Origin of the sequence: Streptomyces mobaraensis, from assembly GCF_020099395.1 — a bacterium.
In the GTDB taxonomy this organism is placed as follows: Bacteria; Actinomycetota; Actinomycetes; order Streptomycetales; family Streptomycetaceae; genus Streptomyces.
The window spans coordinates 5,100,536-5,114,303 of the sequence record NZ_CP083590.1; the positions used below are offsets into that span (position 1 = coordinate 5,100,536).

Annotated in this window: 12 protein-coding genes and 2 pseudogenes; 10 read left to right on the forward strand and 4 right to left on the reverse strand. The window is 73.0% G+C overall.

The window, feature by feature from the left end:
• Positions 1-9: 9 nt before the first annotated feature.
• Complete coding sequence (locus tag K7I03_RS22255) at positions 10-831, reverse strand: HAD family acid phosphatase (RefSeq protein ID WP_185945352.1); 822 nt, start codon at positions 829-831, stop codon at positions 10-12.
• A gap of 136 nt (positions 832-967) precedes the next feature.
• On the reverse strand, positions 968-2,302 hold the full coding sequence (locus tag K7I03_RS22260; RefSeq protein WP_185945351.1) for a family 4 glycosyl hydrolase: 1,335 nt from the start codon (positions 2,300-2,302) through the stop codon (positions 968-970).
• A gap of 73 nt (positions 2,303-2,375) precedes the next feature.
• Here K7I03_RS22260 and K7I03_RS22265 point away from each other — a divergent pair, with 73 nt between their 5' ends.
• The 5 genes from K7I03_RS22265 (at position 2,376) to K7I03_RS22285 (ending at position 7,004) form a co-directional block, all read left to right on the forward strand.
• Positions 2,376-3,557: a PfkB family carbohydrate kinase gene (locus tag K7I03_RS22265; protein WP_398858558.1), complete on the forward strand. Its 1,182-nt coding sequence runs from the start codon at positions 2,376-2,378 to the stop codon at positions 3,555-3,557.
• 148 nt (positions 3,558-3,705) lie between these two features.
• Positions 3,706-4,701: a PhoH family protein gene (locus K7I03_RS22270; RefSeq protein ID WP_185945350.1), complete on the forward strand. Its 996-nt coding sequence runs from the start codon at positions 3,706-3,708 to the stop codon at positions 4,699-4,701.
• Positions 4,702-4,714: 13 nt separating this feature from the next.
• Positions 4,715-5,212: an rRNA maturation RNase YbeY gene (ybeY, locus tag K7I03_RS22275; protein WP_004944344.1), complete on the forward strand. Its 498-nt coding sequence runs from the start codon at positions 4,715-4,717 to the stop codon at positions 5,210-5,212.
• Complete coding sequence (locus K7I03_RS22280; protein WP_185945349.1) at positions 5,209-6,504, forward strand: hemolysin family protein; 1,296 nt, start codon at positions 5,209-5,211, stop codon at positions 6,502-6,504. Before ybeY ends, K7I03_RS22280 begins: the two co-directional genes overlap by 4 nt.
• An 89-nt stretch (positions 6,505-6,593) precedes the next feature.
• On the forward strand, positions 6,594-7,004 hold the full coding sequence (locus K7I03_RS22285; RefSeq protein ID WP_185945348.1) for an SRPBCC family protein: 411 nt from the start codon (positions 6,594-6,596) through the stop codon (positions 7,002-7,004).
• Between the two features lie 108 nt (positions 7,005-7,112).
• Here the strand turns inward: K7I03_RS22285 and K7I03_RS22290 are convergent.
• Positions 7,113-8,541 (reverse strand): annotated as a pseudogene (locus tag K7I03_RS22290) (MFS transporter).
• Between the two features lie 95 nt (positions 8,542-8,636).
• On the opposite strand from K7I03_RS22290, the gene K7I03_RS22295 reads away from it, so the two are divergent.
• Entirely contained in the window at positions 8,637-9,512 is an 876-nt protein-coding gene (locus K7I03_RS22295) for a helix-turn-helix transcriptional regulator (RefSeq protein WP_224347159.1), read from the forward strand.
• Between the two features lie 128 nt (positions 9,513-9,640).
• On the opposite strand, the gene K7I03_RS22300 is transcribed toward K7I03_RS22295, so the two are convergent.
• Positions 9,641-11,155 (reverse strand): MFS transporter, encoded by a 1,515-nt coding sequence (locus K7I03_RS22300; RefSeq protein WP_185945346.1) that lies wholly within the window; start codon positions 11,153-11,155, stop codon positions 9,641-9,643.
• Between the two features lie 118 nt (positions 11,156-11,273).
• On the opposite strand from K7I03_RS22300, the gene K7I03_RS22305 reads away from it, so the two are divergent.
• The 4 genes and pseudogenes from K7I03_RS22305 to era all read left to right on the forward strand — a co-directional run bounded on the left by K7I03_RS22305 (position 11,274) and on the right by era (position 13,763).
• Positions 11,274-12,164, forward strand: coding sequence for a helix-turn-helix transcriptional regulator (locus K7I03_RS22305; RefSeq protein WP_185945345.1), 891 nt, complete (start codon positions 11,274-11,276; stop codon positions 12,162-12,164).
• A 77-nt stretch (positions 12,165-12,241) separates the two neighbouring features.
• Positions 12,242-12,595: a cytidine/deoxycytidylate deaminase family protein gene (locus K7I03_RS22310; protein WP_004954814.1), complete on the forward strand. Its 354-nt coding sequence runs from the start codon at positions 12,242-12,244 to the stop codon at positions 12,593-12,595.
• Between the two features lie 36 nt (positions 12,596-12,631).
• Positions 12,632-12,751, forward strand: a pseudogene (locus K7I03_RS34380) (hypothetical protein); the annotation flags it as partial.
• A 70-nt stretch (positions 12,752-12,821) separates the two neighbouring features.
• Complete coding sequence (gene era / locus K7I03_RS22315; RefSeq protein ID WP_185945344.1) at positions 12,822-13,763, forward strand: GTPase Era; 942 nt, start codon at positions 12,822-12,824, stop codon at positions 13,761-13,763.
• The last annotated feature ends 5 nt before the right edge of the window (positions 13,764-13,768 follow it).

Sequence of the window (13,768 nt, forward strand, 5' to 3'; positions counted from 1 at the left end):
CGAGGTGCCTTACGGCAGGTAGTACATCGGGTTCGGGAGCTTGAACGCGCGGCCCGAGGCGCCGCCCTGCAGGTCGCTGTACTGGTCGCCGAAGTTGGCGACGATCCGGTAGCCCTGGGCCTCGATGTGCTTGCGGGTGCCGGACTTGTACTCGACCGTGGTGCAGTTCGCGCCGCACTTCAGGTAGGACGGCGGGTTCTTCTTGTCCTTCAGGAAGAAGTGCGCCCGGTCGGCGGCCGGCTTGTACCCGGCGTTCTTCAGGTTGCGCACGCTCCACGCGCGCTGGTGCTCGCCGCGGCCGGTCACGAAGAAGACCGTGATGCCCTTCGACTGCGCCCAGTTGACCAGCTTCGGCATGCCGAAGACGGCGGTCATGTCGGTCGACTTCAGGTACGCGTCCTGCGACTCGGGCGTGAAGTGGAAGCCCTGCTTCAGCTCGTAGTTGTAGGTCAGCAGCGTGGTGTCGTCCACGTCCAGGACGATGGCCGGCTTGGCGCCCTTCTTCGGCGCGTTCCGCACGACGCCCTCGAGGTGGGCCTTGGCCTTCTTCTCGATCTCGGCGACCTGCTTGGCGTAGGCGCTCTTGGGCGAGGCGTAGTGCTCGCCCTTCTTGTCGACGGTGTCGCCGTAGTACGCCTTGATCTTCTCCTGGACGAGGGTGAGGTTCGGGATCTCCTTGTCCGAGCGGGGCACCGAGCGGTCCGCGGTCGCCGCGCCGGAAGCGAACAGACCGGCGCCGACGGCGACGGCGGCGGCACCGGCGACGGCCATGCGGACGCGCCGGGGGGAAGACTTCAGCGAGGGCGACACGTGTGAACTCCTGATGAACATGTGAGCGGGTGCAGCGCGAAGCTAGGGCCCCACTCCACACCCGGTCAATGTCGGATGGATCACCCTTCGCCCAAAGCTCGCCGAAAGATCACCGGAAGAGGCTCACCGGACCCCGCACGCGCCGGTCCGCGCCCCCTCACGCCCGTGCGGGTGCCCCCGCCCGCTCCAGGATCCGCGCCGCCACCGCCGGCGAGTCCACCAGCGGATGCAGCGCCAGCGCCCGGAGCGCGGCGTCCCGGTCCCGGCTCACCGCCGCCTCGATCACCGCCCGCTCCACCGCCTTGAGCTGGAGCATCAGCCCGAGCTGGTCCGCCCGCAGCGGGTCGCACGGCAGCGGCCGCGCGCCCTTGGCGCCCACCTCGCACACCGTCTCGATGATCGCCTCGCGGTCGATCTCCGGAACGGTGCCCATATTGCGGACGTTGAGGATCAGCCGCGCCCGCTCGTCCCGGGCCACGGCCCGCATCAGCGCCAGCGCCACCCGCTCGTAACCGCCGCCGTCCAGATCGCAGGAGTCCCGCTGCCAGCCCCCGCTCGCCGCCCGGCTCGCCGCGCCGTACGTCTCCTCGCGCTCCAGCCGGGCGCGCTCCCACAGCTCGTACGCCCGCTCCGGCGCGCCCGCCGCCCGGGAGAAGAAGTCGCCCTGCTGGCGGTCGAGATACTCGCCGCGCGTGTGCTCCGCGTCGCTCGTCGCCCGCAGCGTCTCCCGGCGGAAGTAGTAGTACTGGAGGTACTCGTTGGGCAGCGCCTCCAGCGCCCGGAGCCACTCGGCACCGAACAGCTTCCCCTCCTCGAACGAGGCCAGCGCCTCCTCGTCGCCCAGCAGGCCCGGCAGCAGGCCACGGCCGTCCAGCGTCAACCGGCGCAGCCAGCCGAGGTGGTTGAGCCCCACGTAGTCGTACTCCACCCGGTCCGGATCGGCGCCCGCCGCCCGCGCCGCGCGGCGTACCAGCCCCACGGGTGAGTCGCAGATGCCGATGACGCGGTCACCCAGGACGGCGGACATCGCCTCCGTCACCATGCCCGCCGGGTTGGTGAAGTTGATGACCCACGCGTCCGGGGCCAGTTCGGCCACCCGCTGCGCGATGTCCAGGGCCACCGGGACCGTGCGCAGCCCGTACAGCACACCGCCCGCGCCGACCGTCTCCTGCCCCAACACCCCTTCGTCCAGGGCGATCCGCTCGTCCCGCACCCGTCCCGCCGTCCCGCCCACGCGGATCGCGGAGAAGACGAAGTCCGTGCCGCGCAGGGCGTCGTCGAGGTCGTCGGCCACCCGGACGGAAGGGGCGCCCGGCACCCCCTCCGCCTGGGCGGACAGGACGGATCTGATCACCCTGGCCCGCATCGAGTCCGTGTCGAAGAGCACCAGTTCGGTGACGCGGCCGGGCGCGTCGCGCCGCGCGTCGTCAAGAAGGGCCCGGTGCACCAACGGCACCCGGAAGCCGCCACCGCCGAGAATCGTCAGCCTCATGGCCGGAACGTACCGCAGCATCGGGCACACTGTCCGGACCGCACCCCCTGAGAGGAGCAGCGAAAGCATGACGATCTCTGCGGACCGTGCCTCTGCGGACCCTGCCGAGGGCGGTGCCCGGCGCCGGCCGGACCGGACGCAGGCCCCGGGCGGGTCCCTGGCGTCCCTCGGCGGCCACGCCCCGGTGCTCGACCCCCTCGCGGGCGTACGGGCGGAGGGCGGACCGGAGTTCGACGTCTACCTGACCGGCACCGTGTTCCTCGACATCATCTTCACCGGACTCGACTCCGCCCCCGTGCGCGGCACCGAGTCCTGGGCGCGCGGCATGGGCTCCAGCCCCGGCGGCATCGCCAACATGGCCACCGCCCTGGCCCGGCTGGGCCTGCGCACCACCCTCGCCGCCGCCTTCGGCGACGACATGTACGGCGAGTACTGCTGGGAGGCGCTCTCGCGCGGCGAGGGCATCGACCTCGGCCCCTCCCGGACGGTCCCCGGCTGGCACTCCCCGGTGACCGTCTCCATGGCCTACGAGGGCGAGCGGACCATGGTCTCGCACGGCCACGAGGCCCCGCCGCCCGAGCCGCCCGCCCCCGTCCGCCCGGTCCCGGCCAAGGCCGCCGTCGCCCTGCTCGTCCCCGGCCGCCGGGAGGAGTGGCTCGCCAACGCCGCCCGCTCCGGCAGCCGCGTCTTCGCCGACGTCGGCTGGGACGACACCGGCCGCTGGGACCCGTCCGACCTCGCCGACCTGGAGCACTGCGAGGCGTTCCTCCCCAACGCCGAGGAGGCCATGCGCTACACCCGCACCGACTGCCCCCGGGCCGCCGCCCGCGCCCTCGCCGACCGGGTCCCGCTGGCCGTCGTCACCATGGGCGAGAAGGGCGCCTACGCCGCCGACGGGCGCACCGGCGAGACCGCCGAGGTCCCCGCGATCGTCGTCGAGGCCCTCGACCCCACCGGCGCCGGGGACGTGTTCGTCGCCGGCTTCGTCGCCGGCACCCTCGCCGACTGGCCGCTCGCCGACCGCCTCGCCTTCGCCTGCCTGACCTCCGCCCTCTCCGTCCAGGAGTTCGGCGGTTCGCTCTCCGCTCCCGGCTGGCGGGAGGTCGCCGCCTGGTGGCAGCACGTCCGCGCCTACGACGACCAGTCCCGCGACACCCTGCGCCGCTACGCCTTCCTCGACGGCCTGCTGCCGGGCGCCGCCCGCCCCTGGCCGCTCCGCCGCGCGCAGCCCACCCTGGGCTTCCGGGGGGCGTGAGGCCGGGCCGGGGAGGGGTGCCGAAAACCCCTCGGGCCCGTCCGGCCACCGGCGTACCCTGGACCGTACGGGGCGGACGGACGCGAGAGCGCCCGCCGCCGGACGCACGCACACGGAAAGAGGGATGAGCAGGCCACAGTGCCGGCCCATGACTCAGACACCCACACGAGCGCAGGCACAAGCCCGCTTCACGGTCCCCGCCAAGCACCCCATGGTGACCGTTCTGGGCTCCGGCGACAGCCTCCTGCGCGTGATCGAGAACGCGTTCCCGTCGACGGACATCCACGTACGGGGCAATGAGGTCAGCGCGACGGGGGACCAGCGGGAAGTGGCCCTCGTCCAGCGCTTGTTCGACGAGATGATGCTGGTGCTCCGGACCGGTGCGCCGATGACGGAGGACGCGGTGGAACGCTCGATCGCCATGCTGCGGGACGCCGAGTCCCAGCCCGAGACGCCCGCCGAGGTGCTCACCCAGAACATCCTCTCCAACCGCGGCCGCACCATCCGTCCCAAGACGCTCAACCAGAAGCGGTACGTGGACGCGATCGACAAGCACACCGTCGTCTTCGGCATCGGCCCCGCGGGCACCGGCAAGACCTACCTGGCCATGGCCAAGGCCGTGCAGGCCCTCCAGTCCAAGCAGGTCAACCGCATCATCCTCACCCGCCCCGCCGTCGAGGCCGGCGAACGCCTGGGCTTCCTCCCCGGCACCCTCTACGAGAAGATCGACCCGTACCTGCGCCCGCTCTACGACGCGCTGCACGACATGATCGACCCCGACTCCATCCCCCGGCTGATGGCGGCGGGCACGATCGAGGTCGCGCCGCTCGCATATATGCGTGGTCGCACCCTGAATGACGCGTTCATCATCCTCGACGAGGCACAGAACACCAGCCCCGAGCAGATGAAGATGTTCCTCACCCGGCTCGGCTTCGACTCCAAGATCGTGATCACGGGTGACGTCACCCAGGTCGACCTGCCCGGCGGCACCAAGAGCGGCCTGCGGCAGGTGCAGCAGATCCTGGAGGGTGTCGAGGACGTCCACTTCTCGCGCCTCACCAGCAATGACGTCGTCCGGCACAAGCTGGTCGGCCGTATCGTGGACGCGTACGAGAAGTACGACAGCCGCGGCGAGGGAAAGTAAAAAGCTGAGCACCATGGCGATCGACGTCAACAACGAATCCGGCACCGAGGTCGACGAGAAGGCGATCCTCGACGTCGCCCGCTACGCCCTCGCCCGGATGCGCATCCACCCGCTCTCCGAGCTCTCGGTCATCGTCGTCGACACCGAGGCCATGGAGCAGCTCCACATCCAGTGGATGGACCTGCCCGGGCCGACCGATGTCATGTCCTTCCCGATGGACGAGCTCCGTCCGCCGGCCAAGGACGACGACGAGCCCCCGCAGGGGCTCCTCGGTGACATCGTGCTCTGCCCGGAGGTCGCCAAGCAGCAGGGCGAGGCGGCCCCCACCCGGCACTCGATGGACGAGGAGCTCCAGCTCCTCACCGTGCACGGGGTGCTCCACCTCCTCGGCTACGACCACGAGGAACCCGACGAGAAGGCCGAGATGTTCGGCCTCCAGGCGGCGATCATCGACGGCTGGCGCGCCGAGCGCGGGATCGAAGGGCCCTCCCCGGCTCCGACGATCACGTGACCGGCCAGCTGATCGCCGCGGCGGTCCTCCTGCTCGTCGTCGCCTGGCTCGCCGCCTGCGCGGAGGCCGGCCTCGCCCGGACCACGCGGTTCCGGGCCGAGGAGGCGGTACGGGCGGGGCGCCGCGGCAGCGCGAAGCTGATGGCCGTCGCCTCCGACCCCACCCGCTACCTCAACGTGGCGCTGCTGGTGCGGGTCGCCTGCGAGATGGCGGCCGGGGTGCTCACCACATACGTCTGCCTCCGTGAGTTCGACGCCACCTGGGAGGCGCTGACCGTCGCCGTCGCGGTGATGGTCCTCGTCTCCTACGTGGCCGTCGGCGTCTCGCCGCGCACCATCGGCCGCCAGCACCCGCTGAACACCGCGACCGCCGCGGCGTACGTCCTGCTGCCGCTGGCCCGGATCATGGGCCCGGTGCCCCGGCTGCTGATCCTCATCGGCAACGCCCTCACCCCGGGCCGCGGCTTCCGCATGGGCCCGTTCGCCTCCGAGGCGGAGCTGCGGGCGATGGTCGACCTGGCCGAGAAGGAGTCGCTGATCGAGGACGACGAGCGGCGCATGGTCCACTCCGTCTTCGAGCTCGGCGACACCCTGGTCCGCGAGGTGATGGTGCCGCGCACCGACCTCGTCGTCATAGAACGCGGCAAGACCATCCGGCAGGCGCTCACCCTGGCGCTGCGCTCCGGCTTCTCCCGCATACCGGTGACGGGCGAGAACGAGGACGACGTCGTCGGCGTGGTGTACCTGAAGGACCTGGTGCGGCGGACGCACATCAACCGTGAGGCCGAGTCCGAGCCGGTCTCCACGGCCATGCGGCCGGCCGTCTTCGTGCCCGACACCAAGAACGCCGGCGACCTGCTGCGCGAGATGCAGCAGCAGCGCAACCACTGCGCGGTCGTCGTCGACGAGTACGGCGGCACGGCCGGCATCGTCACCATCGAGGACATCCTGGAGGAGATCGTCGGCGAGATCACCGACGAGTACGACCGGGAGCTGCCGCCCGTGGAGGAGCTGGGCGACGGCCGCCACCGGGTCACGGCCCGGCTCGACATCGGCGACCTCGGCGAGCTGTACGGGATCGAGGCGCTGGACGACGAGGACGTGGAGACGGTCGGCGGGCTGCTCGCCAAGGCGCTGGGACGGGTGCCGATCGCGGGTGCGACGGCCGACGTGCCCCTTCCCGAACATGGCGCCGACCCGTCGGTGACGGCGCTGCGGCTGACCGCCGAGGCGCCGGCGGGGCGGCGGAACCGGATCGTGACGGTGCTGGTGGAGCCGGTGCGGGCGGAGTAGCGGCGGCGCCCCGCCGCCGCGCGGGCCGTCCGGGGGAATCCGGGCCGCCCCGCCGCATGGATGGGGGCGGGGCCGGTTACCCGCCCACCATGAGCGAGTTCGAACGCACCCGCACCCTGCCCGCGCAGCCCGAGATGGTCTTCGACCAGGTCTGCGACCTCAACCGGCTCGACAGCTGGCTCCCCCGCGACCTGCACGTCCACCCCGAGGACCCGCCCGCCGTCACCGTCCACGAGGACCGGACAGGCGAGGACGCCGACGCCCTCGTCCGCGCGCGCAAGGAACAGATGCGGCTGGAGTGGGGGACCCGCGAGGACGGCCGCTACAGCGGCTGGCTCCAGGTCGAGGGTAACGGCAGCGGCTCCAGCCAGGTCACCGTGCACCTCTCCTTCCATCAGGGCTCGCAGCGGCCGGACGACGGGGTGGTGGAGGAGGCGCTGGACCGGAGTCTGGAGCGGCTGGAGGAGGAGGTGCGGTTGCGGGGGGAGGGGCCGGGGTGAGGGTGCGCGCGGAGCGCGCCTGCGGCGGGCTGTGCCGCGGCCCCACCCCTTCGCCGATTCCTGGGGGCAAGCCCCCAGACCCCCTTTTCGCGGCTTCGCCGCTCGTCCTCAAACGCCGGACGGGCTGATTTTGGCAGGCCTCCGTAGCCCCACCGCCACCACCACCGCCGCGGCACCCACTGCCACCGCGTCCACCCCGAAAGCCGTCCGCAGTCCCCACGCCGACGCCCCCCGCGCTGAGCAGCGGGATCCCGAGCGTCGTGCCCAGCTGCTGGGCCGTGGTCACCAGGCCCGTCGCCAGGCCCTGCGCGGCGGGTGGGAGGCCGGCCGTGGCGGTGGCGCCGTAGGCGACGACGGCCCACAGGTTGCCGACGACGCCGGCGGAGGCCGCCGCCAGGGCCCACCAGGCGGCGGTCGGGCCGGTGCCCAGCCAGAGCAGCGGCGCGGTGCAGACGGTCTGCAGCAGCAGTCCGGTGACCAGCGTCCGGTGGGCGCCGAGGCGGCCGATGACGCGGGAGGCGGTCAGTCCGGCGAGGGCGGCGAACAAGCCCTGTACGCCGAAGAGCAGGCCGGTGCGGAAGGGCGAGAGGCCCAGCTCCTCCTGGAGGTACAGGGTCAGCAGGAAGATCAGGGCGGTCATCGTCGAGACCGTCGCCAGGCCGCCCAGGTTCCCCCAGGCGACCGTCGGCCGGCGCAGCATCGACAGCGGAACCAGCGGGTCGGCGACCCGCGACTCGACGGCGACGAAGGCGCCCAGCAGGACAGCGGCGACGGCGAGCGAGGCGATCACGTCGGCGCCGCCGAACCCGTGCTCGGCCGCTGTCGACAGGGCGTGGACGAGGGCGAACAGCCCGCCGGTGACGGTCAGCGCGCCGGGCAGGTCGACCGGGCGGCGCCGGCCGGCCCGTGACTCCGCGTCGTCCCGGGGCAGCGCGCCCGGAGCCACCACCAGGACCGCGGCCCCCGCCGCCGCGAGCAGGCCCATCGTCGACCGCCACCCGAGGCCGTCCGTCAGCACACCGCCGAGCACCATGCCGGTGGTGTAGCCGAGCGAGAGCAGGGTGCCGCTGATGCCCAAGGCCCGTTCGCGCTGCGGTCCTTCGGGGAAGGTGGTGGTCAGCAGGGCCATGCCGGTGGGGACGATCAGGGCCGCGCCGACGCCCTGGAGGGCCCGGCCGGCCAGGAACGAGGCGGGGTCCCAGGCGAGGGTGACGAGCACCGACGCCACGGTGAACACGGCCAGTCCCAGCAGGAACAGCCGCCTTCGCCCGTACCGGTCGGCGATCCGGCCGGACAGCAGCAGGAGACCGCCGGAGGGCAGGGCGAACGCGGTGACGGCCCACTGGAGGTTCGCCCGGCTCATGCCGAGGTCGTCGCCGAGGACGGGCAGCGCCACGTTGAGGATCGAGAAGTCGAGCGTGACGACGAACTGCGCGGTGCACAGCACCAGGAGCGTCCGCCGGGCCCGGGCGGAGAGGGCGGGGACGGAGGGCGGGGAGGCAGGGGTTCTGAGGGCGTCGGAGGTGTCGTACGGCATGCCGCCACCCTCGGGCGTCCGGAATACCGCCGGGGAGAGCGTGTTTATGGTGGCAGTCGGACTACCAGCCGGGGTGGCAGAACGAGGGGGGACCCGTGACCACCGCACCGCGCGCGGACGGCGGACGGCCGCACCGCCGTGACGAACTGCGCCGATTCCTGATGACCCGGCGGGCCCGGGTGACCCCGGCGGAGGCGGGCCTGCCGGCCGGGGGCGTCCGGCGGACGCCGGGACTGCGGCGCGAGGAGGTCGCCGTTCTCGCCGGGGTGGGCACCACCTGGTACCAGTGGCTGGAGCAGGGGCGGGACATCACCGTCTCGCCGCAGGTCCTCGACGGCGTCGCCCGCGTGCTGCGGCTGTCGTCCGTCGAACGGCGCCACCTCTACGTCCTGGCCGGGCTGAACCCGCCGCCGCCGGAGTCCGGGCAGCGGCCGGACGACCTCTGCCCAGGGCTGCGGCGGCTGATCGACGGGTGGCTGCCCTGGCCCGCGCACATCCTGGACCCCTGCTGGAACACCGTGGCCCACAACGCGGCGGCGGCGCTCGTCTGGGGCTTCCGCCCGGGCGAGCGCCGCAACTGGCTGGCCGACTTCTTCACCGACCCGGGCTACCGGACGGCCACGGCCGGGCCGGCGGAGGCCGCCCGGCGGGAGGAGAACGCCCGCCGCCTCGTCGCCCAGTTCCGTGCCTCCCGGAGCGAGCGGCCGGGGTCGGAGGCGGCGGCGGAGGTGGCCGGGACGGTCGCCGGGCTGTGCGCGCTGAGCGGGGAGTTCGCGCGGTTGTGGGAGGCGGGGGATGTGCATCCGGAGGGGCAGTTGGTGTACGAGATCGATCATCCGGGGGTGGGGCGGTTGTGCTTCGAGAGCAGTCCGCTGCGGATTCCTTCGCGGCCGGATCTGACGATCGCGGTGCACAACCCCGTGCCGGGGACGGGGACGGCGGAGAAGGTGGAGCGGCTGGTCGCGGGGTGAGGGTGCCCCAGCCCCTCCCCCAGAGGGGGCACCCCCATTCGCCGTTTCCTGGGGCTGCGCCCCGGACCCCGCTTGTCGCGGCTTCGCCGCTCGTCCTCAACCGCCGGACGGGCTGAACAGCCCGCCCGTCAGGGCTGACCCTGCGCGCCCCGCCTCCGCAGCCCCACCGCGACCAGGACCGCCACCGCCGCCACGACCGCCGCGTCGGCCCCGAGGCCCAGCCTGATCCCGCCCAGTGTGGCCCCGACGGCGTCCTCGCCGTCCGTCCGCAGGGTGGCGGTGTATGCCGAGGCGAGGGCGCTGAGGAGGGGGATGCCGATGGTGATGCCGATCTGCTGGGAGCTGGTCACCAGGCCGGTGGCCAGGCCCTGTTCGCCGTCCGGGAGGCCGGAGGTGGCGGTGACGCCGTAGGCGACGATCGCCCACAGGTGGCCGATGACGCCGAGGGAGATGGCCAGGAGCGTCAGCCAGGCGCCCGACGAGCGGCCGATGCCGAGGAGCAGCGCGGTGCAGGCCGCCTGGCCGAGCAGGCCGGCGAAGAGGGTGGTGCGGGTGCCGAAGCGGGCGATCACCTTGGACGCCACCGTGCCGGCGAGCACCGCGACCACGCCCTGGACGCCGAAGATCAGGCCGGTGCGGAACGCCGAGAGGTGCAGGACGTCCTGGAGGTAGAGGGTGAGGAGGAAGATGGCCGCGGTCATCGTCGCGAACGTCGTCAGGCCGGCGAGGTTGCCGAAGGCGACCGTCGGGCGGCGCAGCATGGACAGGTTCACCAGCGGTTCGGCGGTCCGGGACTCGATGACGGCGAACGCGGCGAGCAGGACGACTCCGGCGACGAGGGCGGCGATGACGTCCGTACGGCCGAATCCGCCCTCGGCGGCGGTGGACAGGGCGTAGATCAGGGCGAGCAGTCCGCCGGTGACGGTCGCCGCGCCGGGCAGGTCGAGCCGGGGGCGGTCCGGGATGGGGGTACCTCCCATGCCGTTGAGGCTATGGGGGAGGGACTCGGTGAGCAGGCCGGGGGCGAGCAGCAGCACGGCGAGGCCGGCGACGCCGAGCAGGCCCATGGTGGAGCGCCAGCCGAGGCCGTCCGTCATGACGCCGCCGAGCACCATGCCGATGGTGAAGCCCAGGGACATGAGGGTGCTGCTGATGCCGAGGGCGCGTTCGCGCTGCGGGCCCTCGCGGAAGGTGGTGGTCAGCAGGGACATGCCCGTCGGGACGATGACCGCCGCGCCGAGGCCCTGGAGGGCCCGTCCGGCGAGGAAGGAGGCGGGGTCCCAGGCGAAGGTGGCGAGGACGGAGGCGGCGGTGAACAGGGTCAGTCCGGCGAGGAAGAGGCGGCGCCGGCCGTAGAGGTCGGCGATCCGGCCGAAGAGGAGCAGGAAGCCGCCGGAGGGCAGGGCGAACGCGGTGACGGCCCACTGGAGGTTCGCCCGGCTCATGCCGAGGTCGTCGCCGAGGACGGGCAGCGCCACGTTCAGGATGGAGAAGTCGAGCGCGACCATGAACTGCGCGGCGCACAGCACCAGCAGGACGAGCTTCGCGCGGGTGGTCATCCGGGACGCGCCCGCCGGTTCCGGGCGGGAAGCGGCGGCGGGGGCGGACGTGGCGGGTGGGGAAGGGGACGTTTCGAGCGGCATGCGTCCACCCTCGGGCTCCCGGAATAAGGCCGGGGAGTCGGTACTTATGGTGGTGGCCGCACCACCAGACACACGAGGATGCGACGAGACGCGTACGACACGCGGACGAGGGGGGACCGTGACGACACGCACGCACGCCGCCGGGGCGAACCGCCGCCCGGAACTGCGCGACTTCCTGATGAGCCGGCGGGCCCGGGTGAGCCCGGCGGAGGCCGGTCTGCCGGACGGCGGCGGACGCCGCCGCACGCCGGGGCTGCGCCGCGAGGAGGTCGCCGTCCTCGCGGGTGTGGGCGCCTCCTGGTACCAGTGGCTGGAGCAGGGGCGGGACATCACCGTCTCCCCGCAGGTGCTCGACGCGGTGGCCCGGGTCCTCCGGCTGACCGGGAGCGAGCGCCGCCACCTGTACGTCCTCGCCGGGCTGAACCCGCCGCTGCCCGACTCCGTCGTCGACGACCCGGATCACCTGTGCGACGGCCTGATGCGGCTGATCGAAGGCTGGCTGCCCAACCCCGCGCACATCATGGACCCCTACTGGAACACGGTCGCCTACAACGAGTCGGCCGCCGTCGTCATGGGCTTCCGCCCCGAAATCCGGCAGAACTGCCTGATCTCCTTCTTCACGGACCCCGTCTACCGCTCACGCGCGGCGAACTGGGAGCGGAACGCCGGGCACGTCGTCGCCCAGTACCGCGCCGCCTGCGCGCAGCGCCCGGATGACGAGGGGTTCGCGCTGATCATCGAGGAACTGTCGGCGGAGAGCCCGGAGTTCGCGGAACTGTGGGCGCGCAACGACGTGCAGCCCGCCGGGCAGCTCGTCAAGGAGTACGAGCACCCGGTCGTCGGCACGCTGTCCTTCGAGAACACCGCGCTCCAGGTGCCGGCCCGGCCGGACCTCACCATCGTGATGCACAACCCGGTGCCGGGCACGAACACCGCCGAGCGGGTGGCCTGGCTGAACTCGCCGGAGGCGCGGCGGGGCGGCCTGCGCTCCGTCTCGGCGGCGAGCTGACGGGTGGCCCGACCGGAGGTCCGATCGGCGGCCCGACCGGTGGCGGGCGCGCCCGGCCGCTTCACTATCCTCGGGCCATGACGGAGATCACCGAGCTCGACCCCGAGGACCGCAAGCTCATCACCCTCGCCCGGGCCACCCGCGCCCGCAACGCCGTGCCGGAGGGCGCGGCGGTACGGGACGAGACCGGCCGTACGTACGTGGCCGGCACCGTCGCCCTCGACTCGCTGCGGCTCAGCGCCCTGGCCACCGCCGTGGCCATGGCCGTCGCCAGTGGGGCCCGCTCGCTGGAGGCGGCGGCGGTCGTCTCCGAGGCGGCGGCGGTCCCGGACGCCGACCGCGCGGCCGTCCGCGACCTGGGCGGCCCGGACACCCCGGTGCTGCTCGCGGGCCCGGACGGCGTCCCGTCGGCGGTCGTGACGGCGGGCTGACGGGCTCCCGGCGGGGAGCCGGCCGGCTTCACGCGCCCGCCGACCGGCTTCGCGCCCCTGCCGACCGGCTCCGCGCGCCCGCTGACCGGCTTCGCGCCCCTGCCGACCGGCTCCGCGCGCCCGCTGACCGGCTTCGCGCCCCTGCCGACCGGCTTCGCGCGCCCGCCCACCGGCCTCACGCGCCCGCTGGTCGGCGAACGCCGGGCGATCGGGGAGAATGAACCCCATGGACAGAGCTTCATCCCCCTCCCAGGCGCCCCACCGCGCGGGTTTCGCGTGCTTCGTCGGCCGCCCCAACGCGGGCAAGTCGACCCTGACCAACGCTCTGGTGGGGACGAAGGTCGCCATCACCTCCAACCGGCCGCAGACCACCCGCCACACCGTGCGCGGCATCGTGCACCGGCCCGACGCCCAGCTGGTGCTGGTCGACACCCCGGGTCTGCACAAGCCGCGCACCCTGCTCGGCGAGCGGCTGAACGACGTCGTCCGGACCACCTGGGCCGAGGTCGACGTGATCGGCTTCTGCCTGCCGGCCGACCAGAAGCTCGGTCCCGGTGACCGCTTCATCGCGGGTGAGCTGGCCGGGATCAAGAAGACGCCCAAGGTGGCCATCGTCACCAAGACCGACCTCGTCGACTCCAAGGCGCTGGCCGAGCAGCTGATCGCCATCCAGCGGCTGGGCGAGGAGCTGGGCATCGAGTGGGCGGAGATCGTCCCGGTCTCGGCGGTGGGCGACCAGCAGGTCTCGCTCCTCGCCGACCTGCTGGTCCCGATGCTCCCCGAGAGCCCGCCGCTCTACCCCGAGGGCGACCTCACCGACGAGCCCGAGCAGATCATGGTCGCCGAGCTGATCCGCGAGGCCGCCCTGGAGGGCGTCCGCGACGAGCTGCCGCACTCCATCGCCGTCGTCGTCGAGGAGATGATCCCCCGCGAGGACCGGCCGGCCGACAAGCCGCTGCTCGACATCCACGCCAACGTCTACATCGAGCGCCCCAGCCAGAAGGGCATCATCATCGGCCCCAAGGGCGCCCGCCTGAAGCAGGTCGGCATGAAGTCCCGCCAGCACATCGAGGCCCTGCTCGGCACGCCCGTCTACCTCGATCTCCACGTCAAGGTCGCCAAGGACTGGCAGCGTGACCCGAAGCAGCTGCGGAAGCTGGGCTTCTAGACTGC

Bases quoted from the DNA above. Each gene is read 5' to 3' on its own strand.
- era (WP_185945344.1), top strand. From the start codon at position 12,822: ATGGACAGAGCTTCATCCCCCTCCCAGGCGCCCCACCGCGCGGGTTTC.
- K7I03_RS22300 (WP_185945346.1), bottom strand. From the start codon at position 11,155: ATGCCGCTCGAAACGTCCCCTTCCCCACCCGCCACGTCCGCCCCCGCC.
- K7I03_RS22255 (WP_185945352.1), bottom strand. From the start codon at position 831: ATGTTCATCAGGAGTTCACACGTGTCGCCCTCGCTGAAGTCTTCCCCC.
- K7I03_RS22285 (WP_185945348.1), top strand. From the start codon at position 6,594: ATGAGCGAGTTCGAACGCACCCGCACCCTGCCCGCGCAGCCCGAGATG.
- K7I03_RS22260 (WP_185945351.1), bottom strand. From the start codon at position 2,302: ATGAGGCTGACGATTCTCGGCGGTGGCGGCTTCCGGGTGCCGTTGGTG.
- ybeY (WP_004944344.1), top strand. From the start codon at position 4,715: ATGGCGATCGACGTCAACAACGAATCCGGCACCGAGGTCGACGAGAAG.
- K7I03_RS22270 (WP_185945350.1), top strand. From the start codon at position 3,706: ATGACTCAGACACCCACACGAGCGCAGGCACAAGCCCGCTTCACGGTC.
- K7I03_RS22310 (WP_004954814.1), top strand. From the start codon at position 12,242: ATGACGGAGATCACCGAGCTCGACCCCGAGGACCGCAAGCTCATCACC.